This is a genomic window from Amycolatopsis sp. PS_44_ISF1 (assembly GCF_032335455.1).
Classification (GTDB): domain Bacteria; phylum Actinomycetota; class Actinomycetes; order Mycobacteriales; family Pseudonocardiaceae; genus Amycolatopsis.
Genome location: NZ_JANUXO010000001.1, coordinates 616,582 through 628,993, shown reverse-complemented (window position 1 = coordinate 628,993; position 12,412 = coordinate 616,582). Strand labels below are relative to the sequence as shown.

Sequence of the window (12,412 nt, the reverse complement as noted above, 5' to 3'; positions counted from 1 at the left end):
ACAGGCGCGTGCACAAGCACCAGAACGGGTTGAAGACGGCACTGCTGCTCGGCCTGCTGTCGGCGATCATCATCGTGATCAGCGGGTTCTTCGGCCGGGGCGCGCTGGTCATCGGCCTGCTGCTGGCGCTGGGCGTGAACGGCTTCGCCTACTTCAACTCCGACAAGATGGCCCTGCGCGCGATGCACGCCCGGCCGGTCTCGGAGGTCGAGCAGCCCGCGATGTACCGGATCGTGCGCGAGCTGGCGACGCAGGCGCGCCGGCCGATGCCGGCGCTGTACCTCAGCCCGACGATCGCGCCGAACGCCTTCGCCACCGGCCGCAGCCCCCAGCACGCGGCCGTCTGCTGCACCACGGGCATCCTCGACCTGCTGGACGAGCGCGAGCTGCGCGCGGTACTGGGCCACGAGCTGTCCCACGTCTACAACCGCGACATCCTGATCTCCTGCGTAGCCGGCGCGCTGGCCGGCGTGATCACGGTCCTGGCCAACGTGGCGATGTTCTTCGGCGGCTTCGGCGGTGGCAACAGCCGCGAGGGCAACCCCTTGGCCTCCCTCCTGCTGGTCCTGGTCGGCCCGATCGCGGCGGCGGTGGTCAAGCTGGCAGTCAGCCGTTCCCGCGAGTACCAGGCGGACGCCTCGGGCGCCGAGCTGACCGGCGATCCACTGGGGCTGGCCTCGGCCCTGCGGAAGCTGGAACGCGGCACCCGGGCCGCGCCGCTGATGCCGGAGCCTGCGGTGGTGTCGCAGTCGCACCTGATGATCGCGAACCCCTTCCGCCCGGGGGAGGGCCTGTCGAAGCTGTTCTCCACCCACCCGCCGATCGAGGACCGGATCCGCCGGCTGGAGGAGATGGCCCGGAACCGCTCCTGAGCCTCGGCGGGGTCCGGCGGTTCCCCGGTCAGCCGGTGGCCCCGGCCGACCGCGCCACCGCCATCACGTACTCGCCGTAACCCGACTTGGCCAGCTTCGCCCCCAGCGCGTGGCACTCGTCCGGGGTGATGAACCCCTTGCGGAGCGCGATCTCCTCCAGGCAGGCGATCCGCACGCCGGTCCGGTGCTCCAGGACCTGCACGAACTGCCCGGCCTCCAGCAGGGAGTCGTGGGTGCCGGTGTCGAGCCAGGCGAAGCCGCGGCTCAGCTCGATCAGGTTCGCGCGGTTGCGGCGCAGGTAGGTGAGGTTGACGTCGGTGATCTCGAGCTCGCCGCGCTTGGACGGTTTCAGGTTGCGCGCGATGTCGAGGACTTCGTTGTCGTAGAAGTACAGCCCGGTGATCGCGTTGTTCGAGCGCGGGTTCTCGGGCTTCTCCTCGATGGACAGCAGGCGCCCGTTCCCGTCGACCTCGCCGACGCCGTAGCGCTTGGGGTCCTTCACCTGGTAGCCGAACAGCACGCAGCCGTCGAGGTTGGTGGCCGCGCAGCTCAGCGTGGTGGAGAAGCCCTGGCCGTAGAAGATGTTGTCGCCGAGGACCAGGGCCACCGGTTCGTCGCCGACGAAGTCCGCGCCGATCACGAACGCCTCGGCCAGCCCGTTGGGGCTGGGCTGCTCGGCGAAGGAGAAGGACAGCCCGTACTGGCTGCCGTCGCCGAGCAGGCGCCGGAAGCTCGGCAGGTCCGACGGCGTGGAGATGATCAGGATCTCCCGGATGCCGGCCAGCATCAGCACCGAGATCGGGTAGTAGATCATCGGCTTGTCGTAGACCGGGAGCAACTGCTTCGACACGGCTTGGGTGATCGGGTGCAGACGCGTCCCGCTGCCCCCCGCCAGGACGATCCCCTTCATGCCCGCTCCTCACCTCGTCCGTCACCTTACCGAGAGAGTGTGCCGTGACGCGCTGGAACGCGGGTACAGCGGGGCTCAGGGCATCGGCCCCCGGCCGAAGTACGCCTTGCAGCCGTCGTCGTCCTCGGTCGCGACCTCCAGCACGCCCTTCCCGTCGTCCACCGGCAGCAGCGTGGACGAGTAGTTGGGGCAGAACTCGTTGCGGATGCCGGTGATCAGGATGGGGGCGGGCACCTCGTACCAGTCGCCCGCGCCGAGTTCGTCGTTCACGAGCAGGACCTGGCCGTTCTTCGCGGACACCGGCGTGCCCCCGGCGTCGGTGTAGATCTGGCCGACCATCACCAGCCGCACCCCGCGGGGGCCGCCGGGGAAGAGCGTGACGGTCTGGGCGTGCTGGAAGTAGTCGCCGTTCGCGGTGGTGACGCGGGTTCCGGGATCGGTCGGGCTGCCCCAGTTCGCGCCGTCGGGGGAGATCTTGAAGTACGGGTCGCAGTAGCGGTCGCCGTAGTTGCAGATCTCGTAGCTGAGCCAGTACCGGCCGTCGGGCAGCCGCCGGATGATCGGCATGCCGGGGCGCACCCGGTCCGGCGGGATGGCCAGGGTGAGCTGCTTGGTGCCCCAGGTGACGCCGTCGGTGCTCGCGACCCGGTTGAGCACTTGCGCGTACTCCGGGGCCTGGGTCTCGTCGGCGTAGTGCAGCCAGAGCGTGCCGCCCGCGTCCACGGTGAACTCCGGCTCCCAGACGCCGTCGTGGTTGTGCGAGAGGGCGGCCTCGGCGAGGTAGGCCCAGGTGTGCCCGCCGTCGCGGCTGGCCCAGACCTTGATGCCGACGCGCCGCCGCGCGCCCGAGTCCTGGCCGTAGCTGGCCGCCCAGAGCAGCGTCCCGGGGGCCAGCGCGCCGACGCGCTGGGGCAGCTCGTAGAGCGTTCCGCAGCATTCGCCGAAGACGCCGTCGGGGTCGTGGATCGCGCCGATCCGGTGGAAGCTCGCGCCCTCGTCGGTGCTCTCCACGACGGGGGTGAACTCGCCCCCGTCGTCCTGGCTGGTCAGCGCCGCGAGGATGCGGCCGCGGCCGGACGCCGAGTACTGCACCCGCACCAGCCGCGGGTACGAGCCGTAGCCCTCGATCAGCGGCTGCTTGGCCACCACGGCGGAGGCCGGCGCGAGACCCGCGGCGACCACCACCAGCGAGGTGAGGAACGCGATCAAGGGCGAGGCACGGCGCATCCTGAACCTTTCTCACGATGGCCGCGCGATTACACCACGCACCCGGCGGCGGACTCGATCGCTGCGTCACGTTCGCGCAGGTCGCCACCGAGATTCCACTCTTCCGAGGTGACGGCCGCCGTCGCGCCGCCGCCCGGCCGACGTCGCGGTCGACACCGATCGGCGCGACACCCGCGAGCTGCCCCAGCCGCGGTGACGGTGCCCCGGAATTCCGCACCGGGCTGCTGCGCGGGCACCCGTCACCGGATGCCCGCGGCCGGGTCAGCGGTAGTTCGTGAACTGCAGCGCGATCTCGAAGTCCTCGCCCTTGAGCAGGGCGATCACTTCCTGCAGCTGGTCCTTCTTCTTGCCGGACACCCGGAGCTGGTCGCCCTGGATCTGGGCCTGGACGCCCTTCGGGCCCTCGTCGCGGATGAACTTCGCGATCTGCTTGGCCTTGTCGGAGGCGATGCCCTGGAGGATCTTGCCGCCGACCTTGTACATCTTGCCGGAGAGGGCGGGCTCGTCGGCCTCGAAGGCCTTCAGCGAGATGCCGCGCTTGATCAGCTTCTCCCGGAACACCTCGATCGCCGCGAGCGCCCGCTCCTCGGTCTCCGACTCGAAGGTGACGGCCTCCTCACCGGCCCAGCCGATGGTGGTGCCCGTGCCCCGGAAGTCGAACCGGGTGCCGAGCTCCTTGCTCGCCTGGTTCAGGGCGTTGTCCACCTCCTGGCGATCGACCTTGCTCACCACGTCGAAAGAGGGATCCGCCACGTGTTCTCACACCTCGTACTCGCTCGTCAGGGGCCACCAGCCTAGCCCCTGCCCGCAGCGCGGGTATCCCGGTTGACCCCGCCCCGCACCGGTTGGGTATCCTTCTCCACGGCTGGTTCACCCGGCCATGGCGAGTTGCCCGAGCGGCCAAAGGGATCTGACTGTAAATCAGACGGCTCAGCCTTCGGGGGTTCGAATCCCTCACTCGCCACACCAGCCAGATCGGCCCGGTGACCACCAGGTCACCGGGCCGATCCGGTTTCCGGCCGCCGGGCACGCGGTCCACTGTGGACCAGTTGTGTACCCGACGATGCATTCGACCCACCGCACCCCCGACGCGCTCACCCGCAGCGGATGGCACGTGGTGCATCCTCGAACGTTAGCCTCCCGGAAACGGCCGAGGCCCCCGTTCCGCAGAACGAGGGCCTCGCCCGTCGCGTTCACGCTGCCTGGGGCACCTCGGTGGAGGCCGGGGTCAGTGCCAGTTCCAGCACCTCACCGACGTTCGCCACGGTGTGCACGGTCAGCTGGGACAGCACCTCGGCCGGGACGTCGTCCAGGTCGGGTTCGTTGCGCTGCGGGATGATCACCGTCTTCAGGCCCGCGCGGTGGGCCGCCAGCAGCTTTTGCTTGACGCCGCCGATCGGCAGGACGCGGCCGGTCAGGGAGACCTCGCCGGTCATGGCCACGTCGGCGCGGACCACGCGGCCCGACAGCAGGGACGCCAGCGCCGTGGTCATCGTCACGCCGGCCGAAGGGCCGTCCTTCGGCACCGCGCCCGCGGGGACGTGGACGTGGATGCCGCGGTCCTTCAGATCACCCACCGGCAGTTCCAGCTCGGCACCGTGCGAACGCAGGTAGGACAGCGCGATCTGCACCGACTCCTTCATCACCTCGCCCAGCTGGCCGGTCAGCTGCAGGCCGGTCGCCCCGGTCTCCGGGTCGGACAGCGAAGCCTCGATGTAGAGCACGTCACCGCCCGCGCCGGTCACCGCGAGCCCCGTCGCGACCCCCGGCAACGCCGTGCGCTGCGTCGACGCCGGCAGCGAGGACTCCGGCACGTGCCGCGGGCGGCCCAGGTGGGTCTCCAGATCGGCGGCGTCCAGGGTGACCGGCAGGGCCAGCTCGTCGAGCGCCACCTTCGTCGCGATCTTGCGCAGCACCTTCGCGATGGTCCGGTTCACGTCGCGCACGCCCGCTTCGCGGGTGTACTCGGTGGCGATCCGGCTGTACGCCTCGTCGGTCAGCACCACGTCGCCCGGTTCGATGCCGGCGCGCTCCAGCTCACGCGGCAGCAGGTGGTCCCGCGCGATGGTGACCTTCTCGACCTCGGTGTAGCCGTCGAGGGTGACCAGCTCCATCCGGTCCAGCAGCGGTCCGGGGATGGTCTCCAGCGCGTTGGCCGTGGCCAGGAACACCACGTCGGACAGGTCCAGCTCGACCTCGAGGTAGTGGTCGCGGAACGTGCGGTTCTGCTCCGGGTCCAGCACCTCCAGCAGGGCGGCCGTCGGGTCGCCGCGGTAGTCGGCGCCGACCTTGTCGATCTCGTCGAGCAGCACGACCGGGTTCATCGAGCCGGCCTCCTTGATCGCCCGCACGAGCCGGCCCGGCAGCGCGCCGACGTAGGTGCGCCGGTGACCGCGGATCTCCGCCTCGTCCCGGACCCCGCCGAGCGCGACCCGGACGAACTTGCGGCCCATGGCCCGGGCGATGGACTCGCCCAGCGAGGTCTTGCCGACCCCGGGCGGACCGGCGAGCGCGAGCACCGTGCCGGCCCCGCGCCCGCCGCCCTCGGCGGCGTGCTGCGCCGTCGCAGTCCCCTCCCGTCCGCCGACCGGCCCGCGACCGGACTCCGCGCGGCGTTTGCGCACGGCCAGGTACTCGATGATGCGTTCCTTGACGTCGTCCAGCCCCGCGTGGTCCGCGTCCAGCACGGCGCGCGCGGCGGCGATGTCGAAATTGTCGGTCGTCCGGGAATTCCACGGCAGGTCGAGCACCGTGTCGAGCCAGGTGCGGATCCAGCCGCCCTCGGGCGACTGGTCGGAGGTGCGCTCCAGCTTGTCGACCTCGGCCAGCGCGGCCTTCTTCACGTTGCCGGGCAGCTCGGCCGCCTCGACGCGGGCGCGGTAGTCGTCGTCCTCGGCGGTGCCGTCGAGTTCGCCCAGCTCCTTGCGGATCGCTTCGAGCTGGCGACGCAGCAGGAACTCCTTCTGCTGCTTCTCCATGCCGTCGGCGACGTCCTTGCGGATGGTGTCGGAGACCTCCAGCTCGGCCAGGTGGGCCCGAGACCATTCCAGGGCCTTCTCCAGGCGGGCGCTGACGTCGAGCGCGTTCAGCAGCTCGATCTTCTGGTCGGTGTTCAGGTACGGCGCGTTGCCGGACAGGTCGGCGACCGCGGACGGCTCCTCGATCTGCTGGACCGCGTCGATCATCTGCCAGCCGCCGCGCTGCTGGAGCACGGAGATGACCACGGCCTTGTATTCGGCGGCGAGCGGGGCGGAACGGTCGTCGGTGGTCTCGGCCACGTCGTCGGCGTGGACCCAGCGGGCCGCGCCGGGACCGTCGGCGATGCGGCCGACGACCGCGCGGCCGGTGCCGCGCAGCAGCACGGCGGCCTTGCCGCCGGGGACCCGGCCCACGCGCTCGACGGTCGCGACCGTGCCGAGCTCGGCGTATTCGCCGTGCACGCGCGGCACGATCAGGACCTCGGCCTTACCGGCGGCGCCGGAACGGATGCCGGGGAAGGACGCCGGCGCCGGCGTCTTGGCCTGGGCGGACTCCACCGCGGCCCGCGTCTCGGCGTCGGTCAGGTCGAGCGGGACCACCATTCCCGGCAGCACGACGTCGTCATCGAGCGGGAGCACGGGCAGGAGGCGGGGGTCGGACATGAGCACTCCTCGGGTAGTTGAGTCTGCTGTGCTCAACTCTCCGCCGGGCTGGTTTGTTTCCAGAAGAGTGTTCGCTGGGAGCGATCGGGAAAGCCCGGTTCAGGTGCCTGCCTCACGGACCGAGGGCCCGCAGGTGGCTCAGGGCCGCCGGGCCACCGCGCACCAGGCGAACGGCCGGGTCTCGGCTTCCAGCGGCGAGACCGGGCTCGACGGCCGCCAGTCCGGCAGCGCCGTCATCCCCGGCTCCAGCAGGGGCCAGCCGCCGAACCACGGCCGGATCTCTTCGGCCGAGCGGAGGTACGCCGGGTTCGAGGTGTCGCGGTAGGCGTCGACGAAACGGCGGACTCCCGCGGCGCGCTCGGGTGGCGCGTCCTCGGTGCAGGTGCCGTGGGTCACGGCCAGCCAGGACCCCGGCGCGAGCTTTTCCCGGTAGGCGGCCATCAGCGCGTCGGGTTCGTCGGCCGGGCCGATGAAGTGCAGCACGGTGATCATCAGCAGGCAGACCGGCTGCGACCAGTCGATCAGCCGCCGGGTGGTCTCGTCGGCGAACACCGCCTCCGGCTCGCGGATGTCGCGCCGGACCAGCCCGGCCCAGTCCGTGGCCCCCTCGCGCTCCAGGATGAGGGTGGAGTGCGCGGCGGCCACGGCCTCGTAGTCCACGTAGACCACGGCGGGCCGCCGGTCCGGGGCGGTCCACCGGTCGCGGACGATCTCGTGCACGTTGCCCGCGGTCGGCACCCCGGAGCCGAGGTCGACGAACTGCCGGATCCCGGCTTCGAGCGCCGCGCGCACCACCCGGTTCATGAACGCCCGGTTCTGCCGCGAGATCGGCCGGATCAGCGGCCACACCCGCTCCGCCCGCCGGCCGAACTCGCGGTCGACGGCCCAGTTCTGCGAGCCGCCCAGGTACCAGTCGTAGACCCGCGCGGCGGAGGGCTTCTCGACGTCGACCCCGGGCGGGACCTCGTCCGCGGTCATGCCGGGGGCTTCTCCGCCACCCCGCACCAGGCGAACGGCCGGGCCTGCGCCTCGACCGCGTTCAGCTCCCGCTCGGGGCGCCAGTCCGGCAGATGGGTGATGCCCGGTTCGAGCAACGGCCAGCCGCCGAACAGCGGCTCGATCTCCTCGCGGTCGCGCACCCACATCGGGTTGCTGGTCTTGCGGTACTGCTCGACCAGCCAGCGCAGCCCCTCCAGCGCCGGTCCGCGGCCGTCCCCCTCGCTCATCTGCGAGATGGCGAGCCAGCTACCGGGCACGAGCGCGTCGCGGTAGGCCCCGACCATGCCCTCGGGGTCGTCGTCCGGGCCGACGAAGTGCAGCACCGCCATCATCATCAGGCAGACCGGCCGGTCGAAGTCGATCAGCTCGCGGGTGCGGGCGTCGCGCAGCACCGTCCGGGGCCGGCGCATGTCGGCCTGCACGATGCCGGCCCAGTCGGTGGCCGCGGCCTCTTCGAGGATCAGCGTGGCGTGCGCGACGGCGACCGGCTCGTAGTCGACGTAGACCACGGTCGCGTGGTCCTCCTCGCCCAGCTCCTCCTCGATCACCTCGTGCACGTTGCCCGCGGTCGGCACCCCGGAGCCGAGGTCGACGAACTGCCGGATCCCGGCTTCCAGCGCCGCCCGCACCACCCGGTTCATGAACTCGCGGTTCTGCCTCGCCCCCGGCTTGACCAGCGACCACTGCTGCTCGGCCTTCCGGCCGAACTCGCGGTCGACGGCCCAGTTCTGCTTGCCCCCGAGGTACCAGTCGTAGATCCGTGCCGCGGACGGCTTCTCGGTGTCCACGCCCTCCGGCGCTCGTGGAGCGGCATCCGGCTGCTCGGTCACGTCGACGGCTCCCCTCTTCCGGCCAGTGCGGCCAGCCTAGCCAGGGGAGCCGCCGCGGTCAGCCGGCCATCGCTTTCGGAAACGACCGGGCCGCGGTCAGCGGACCGCGGGCCGCCGCTGCCAGCCCGTCCACAGTGGACGGTAACCCTGGGCGTACCAGAACGGCGTCGAGCGCGGGTTGGCCAGCGCGTGGTGCAGGAGGACGACGTCGGCGCCGGCCTCGTCGAAGACCTGGTGCGCGTGCGCGGCCAGCGCGGTGCCGACACCGGCCGAACGCGCGGCCTCGGCCACGGCCAGTGAGGAGAGGTACCCGATGCGCTGGGCGGCCACGCGGTGCTTGATCCACGAGGTCTCGTCCGGCATCTGAAGCACGGCCATGCCCAGCGGCCGTCCGTACAGCTCGGCGATCCAGACCTGCGGCTCCGGCCGCTCCAGCTGGCGCAGCAGCTCCTTCGACACCACTTCCCCGGCGCCGGGGCGCACCGTGACCCGGCCGAACTGCGCGTCGTAGCGCTGCAGCTCCAGCATCAGGCCGACGGCGGTGTCCAGGTCGTCCGGGGTGGCGTGGCGGATGCAGACGCCGGGCGTCGCGACCGGGCCGGGAGCGGCCAGGCGCTGGGCCGGGCGGACCGCGATGACGCCGGTCGGGGCGAAGCCGTGGTGCAGGAGTTCGGCGGTGCCGGCGGTGTCGCGGCTGGGCCGGGAGAGCACCGCTGCGCATTCGGGGTCCCCCGGGCGGGCGAGGGTGCGCAGGTGTTCATCCCATCGAGTGAGCAGGGCGTCCAGGGCGGCCCCGGGCTCGGGTCCGGAGAGCTGGACTTCGAGCCGGTGCTCGGACAACGCCCGCCAAACGGACTGGGGGCTGTCCGCGCCCAGCTCGGTGTGGGTGGCCAGTCCGGCCGCGCCGGTCGCGCCGGCCCGGGCCGACAGCAGGGTGGTGTCCCCGCTGACCTCGAACGGGAGTGGGGCGGGGAGCAGGGCGTCCACCGTGGCGATCCGCGCCGCGTGCCCGGTGGCAGTCACGTCGTTGTGCATGACCCCATTGTCGTCCTGCCCGGTCCGGCGGGACCCCCTGAACCGGTGCCGCAGCGCCCGGCGGGGCCGGAGCCGAGCCGAGCGGAGCGTTTCACCCCTTGGTCCACGCAGGTCAGCGGCACAACCCCATTGTTAACCCTGGGGTGATCTCCTACTGTCTCGAAAGGGACGCGGGTACGCCCTACGGGGTACGGTGTTGCCCTCGTCCACACCTGACGTCACTGATTTCGAGCGCGACCGGTTGGGCAGCCGGGGAAGAAGGTCGGATGCCGGACACGAACGCCCCCGCTACCGCCGCCGGGGCGAAGCCGGGCCGGGGCGGCGCCGGCACCGCACCCGTGACCGAGGCCCGCACGGACGAGCGCCGGTTCCGCGTCTACACCTTCGCCGTGCTGACCCTCGGGCTCGTGGCCGCGTTCGCGGTCGGCACCTGGCTGCCGTTCCACGGCTCGGCCAAGCTCTGGTGGATCGGCCCGGTGCTCGCGCTCGCCTTCCTGCTGGCCGAGCAGCTCGGCATCAACGTCGACGTGCGCAGCGGCATCTCGTGGACCATCTCGTTCACCGAAATCCCGCTGGTAATCGGTTTCTTCGTGGCTCCGTTCGAGGTCGTGCTGGCCGCGCACCTGGTCGCGGGCATCGGCACGCTGCTGGCCCGCAAGGTGGCCGGGCGCGTGCTCTACAACGCGGGCGCGTTCCTGCTCGAGATCACCGGCGCCTTCGCCGTGGCCGGGCTGGTCAAGCAGGCCCTCGGCAGCGAGACCATGCCGTGGGTCGCCGCGCTGGCCGGCACGCTGACCGCGCCGCTGGTCAGCACGCTGCTGGCGCTCGCCGCCGTGCGCGTGCTGCGCCGCCGGATGCGGGTGAGCACGGCGATCCGGCTGACCGGCCGCATCCTGGTGGTCGGCTTCGTGAACGCGTCGGTCGGGCTGTCCGGCTACCTGGTCATCTCGAGCACCCCGAAGGCCTGGCCGCTGGTGCTGGCCGTGTTCCTCGGCCTGACCGCGCTGTACTGGGCCTACTCCGACCTGTTGCGCGAGCAGCGGGACATGGAAGCGCTGTCCGACGTGAGCCTGATGGTCGCGCGCTCGGGCCAGCAGGCCGCCGCGCGCCCGGCCGGCCGGGCCGACGAGCTGGTCGGCGGGACCGACTTGCGCGAGTGGGCCACCATCGCCGAGCGGATCAAGGACCAGCTCGCCGCCGGGCGGGTGGTGCTGCGGCTGCGGCTGGAATCGACGGACGCCATGCGCGTGGTCGTGGCCGGCGACGAGCTGCCGGTCCCGGACCCGGTCGCCGACGACCCGCTGCTGCGGCTGCCCGGCGCCCACGTCCGCCACTTCCGCATCACCGAGGCCAACCCCGACGTGCGGTCCGCGCTGCTCGACCGCGGCGCGCAGGAGGCACTGGTGGTGCCGCTGCGCACCGGCAACCAGCTGCTCGGCGTCGTCGAGGCGCACGACCGGCTGTCGCGCTGGCGGGGCTTCGGCAAGTACGACGTGCAACTGCTCGGCACCATGGCCAGCCACCTCGCGACCTCGCTGGACAACCGGCGGCTGCTCGCCACGCTGCGCCACGACGCGTACCACGACCCGCTCACCGGCCACCTGAATCGGCCTGGCTTCCAGCAGATCGCGAAGGAGCCCTTGCGCGACTCCGCCGACGCCGTGGTGCTGCGCATCGACCTCGACGTCTTCTCCACGGTCAGCGACGCCCTCGGCTACTCCTGGGCGGACCGGATGGTGAACGCGGCCGGCCGCCGGATCCGCGACGCGCTGGGCCCGGACGTCCCGCTCGCCCGGCTGGAGGGCGCTTCGTTCGCCGCCCTGCTGGTCGGCTGCAAGCCGGAGCACGCGCACGCCGCGGCCGAGCGGCTGCGCTCGCAGCTGTCCGCGCCGTACCCGGTCGACCGCCTCTCGGTCGAGGCGAACGCGATGATCGGCTACGCCGCCACGACCTCGGGGGAGACCGGCGAGCAGGTCGACGTGGACGGGCTGCTGCAGCGCGCCGACGTCGCCGTCCGCGCCGCCCGGGGCGGTGAGGAGGTCCGCGGCTACGCCCCGAGCATGGGCCAGATCTTCCTGCGCCGCTTCCAGCTCGTCACGCAGTTCCGGCAGTCGCTGGAGGACGGGCACGTGTCCGTGCACTACCAGCCGAAGATCTCGCTGCCCAACCGCCAGGTGCAGGGCGTCGAGGCACTGGTGCGCTGGGTGCACCCGGAGTTCGGCCGGCTCGGCCCGGACGAGTTCGTGCCCGCCATCGAGGCGGCCGGGCTGATCGGGGTGCTGACCTCGTTCGTGCTGGAGGAGTCGCTCAAGCGCGTGCGCAAGTGGCTCGACGAGGGCCTGCGCATCTCCGCGGCGGTGAACCTGTCCGTGCGGAACCTGGCCGACGAGGAGTTCCCGGCGAAGGTCCAGCGCGAGCTGGAGCGCTTCGCCATCCCGCCGGAGCTGCTCACCTTCGAGCTGACCGAGTCCGGCGTGATGTCCGACCCGCAGAAGGCGCTGCCGATCCTGCGCGAGCTGCACTCGCTGGGCATCGAGCTGGCCGTGGACGACTTCGGCACGGGGTACTCCTCGCTGGCCTACCTGCGTCAGCTACCGGTGGACCAGGTGAAGATCGACAAGAGCTTCGTGCTCGGCATGGGCACCGACCTCGGCGACCTGGCCGTGGTGCGCTCGATCGTCGAGCTGGGTCACTCCCTCGGGCTGACGGTGGTCGCCGAGGGCGTCGAAGAGGACGTCGCCCGCGATCAGCTGGAGGCGATGGGCTGTGACGTGGCCCAGGGCTACCTGATCTCCCGCCCGCTGCCCGAGGACCGCCTGGAGGCCTGGCTGCAGGCCCGCACGGCGCGTTCGCCGGGCCGGCACTCCGAGACCGTGCTGACCCTGCTGACCTGAGGTT

9 protein-coding genes and 1 tRNA gene are annotated in these 12,412 nt (G+C 71.8%); 3 read left to right on the top strand and 7 right to left on the bottom strand.

Translation table 11 applies throughout. From position 1 onward, the window contains the following. Positions 1 to 8 precede the first annotated feature (8 nt). Positions 9 to 872, top strand: coding sequence for a zinc metalloprotease HtpX (gene htpX, locus NYF13_RS02690; protein WP_315653887.1), 864 nt, complete (start codon positions 9 to 11; stop codon positions 870 to 872). Between the two features lie 28 nt (positions 873 to 900). On the opposite strand, the gene rfbA is transcribed toward htpX, so the two are convergent. The 3 genes from rfbA to NYF13_RS02675 form a co-directional block, all read right to left on the bottom strand. Next, entirely contained in the window at positions 901 to 1,782 is an 882-nt protein-coding gene (rfbA, locus tag NYF13_RS02685) for a glucose-1-phosphate thymidylyltransferase RfbA (RefSeq protein WP_315653886.1), read from the bottom strand. A 75-nt stretch (positions 1,783 to 1,857) separates the two neighbouring features. Further along, the gene (locus NYF13_RS02680; protein WP_315653885.1) at positions 1,858 to 3,009 is read right to left on the bottom strand and encodes a sialidase family protein; all 1,152 of its coding nucleotides are present in this window, start codon (positions 3,007 to 3,009) and stop codon (positions 1,858 to 1,860) included. 261 nt (positions 3,010 to 3,270) lie between these two features. Beyond that, positions 3,271 to 3,762: a YajQ family cyclic di-GMP-binding protein gene (locus NYF13_RS02675; protein ID WP_315653884.1), complete on the bottom strand. Its 492-nt coding sequence runs from the start codon at positions 3,760 to 3,762 to the stop codon at positions 3,271 to 3,273. 129 nt (positions 3,763 to 3,891) lie between these two features. Between NYF13_RS02675 and NYF13_RS02670 the strand changes: the two genes are divergently transcribed. Continuing rightward, positions 3,892 to 3,973, top strand: a tRNA-Tyr gene (locus NYF13_RS02670). Positions 3,974 to 4,202: 229 nt separating this feature from the next. Here the strand turns inward: NYF13_RS02670 and lon are convergent. The 4 genes from lon to NYF13_RS02650 all read right to left on the bottom strand — a co-directional run bounded on the left by lon (position 4,203) and on the right by NYF13_RS02650 (position 9,514). Then, positions 4,203 to 6,650, bottom strand: coding sequence for an endopeptidase La (gene lon / locus NYF13_RS02665; RefSeq protein WP_315653883.1), 2,448 nt, complete (start codon positions 6,648 to 6,650; stop codon positions 4,203 to 4,205). 138 nt (positions 6,651 to 6,788) lie between these two features. Next, positions 6,789 to 7,628 (bottom strand): SAM-dependent methyltransferase, encoded by an 840-nt coding sequence (locus tag NYF13_RS02660; protein WP_315653882.1) that lies wholly within the window; start codon positions 7,626 to 7,628, stop codon positions 6,789 to 6,791. After that, positions 7,625 to 8,479 (bottom strand): SAM-dependent methyltransferase, encoded by an 855-nt coding sequence (locus tag NYF13_RS02655; RefSeq protein WP_315653881.1) that lies wholly within the window; start codon positions 8,477 to 8,479, stop codon positions 7,625 to 7,627. Before NYF13_RS02655 ends, NYF13_RS02660 begins: the two co-directional genes overlap by 4 nt. 96 nt (positions 8,480 to 8,575) lie before the next feature. Then, complete coding sequence (locus NYF13_RS02650) at positions 8,576 to 9,514, bottom strand: GNAT family N-acetyltransferase (RefSeq protein ID WP_315653880.1); 939 nt, start codon at positions 9,512 to 9,514, stop codon at positions 8,576 to 8,578. A gap of 266 nt (positions 9,515 to 9,780) precedes the next feature. Here NYF13_RS02650 and NYF13_RS02645 point away from each other — a divergent pair, with 266 nt between their 5' ends. Then, positions 9,781 to 12,408, top strand: coding sequence for an EAL domain-containing protein (locus NYF13_RS02645; protein WP_315653879.1), 2,628 nt, complete (start codon positions 9,781 to 9,783; stop codon positions 12,406 to 12,408). Positions 12,409 to 12,412: the final 4 nt, after the last annotated feature.

Coding starts and splice junctions, on each gene's coding strand:
- rfbA (WP_315653886.1), bottom strand. CDS start 1,782: ATGAAGGGGATCGTCCTGGCGGGGGGCAGCGGGACGCGTCTGCACCCG.
- NYF13_RS02680 (WP_315653885.1), bottom strand. CDS start 3,009: ATGCGCCGTGCCTCGCCCTTGATCGCGTTCCTCACCTCGCTGGTGGTG.
- lon (WP_315653883.1), bottom strand. CDS start 6,650: ATGTCCGACCCCCGCCTCCTGCCCGTGCTCCCGCTCGATGACGACGTC.
- NYF13_RS02660 (WP_315653882.1), bottom strand. CDS start 7,628: ATGACCGCGGACGAGGTCCCGCCCGGGGTCGACGTCGAGAAGCCCTCC.
- NYF13_RS02650 (WP_315653880.1), bottom strand. CDS start 9,514: ATGCACAACGACGTGACTGCCACCGGGCACGCGGCGCGGATCGCCACG.
- NYF13_RS02645 (WP_315653879.1), top strand. CDS start 9,781: ATGCCGGACACGAACGCCCCCGCTACCGCCGCCGGGGCGAAGCCGGGC.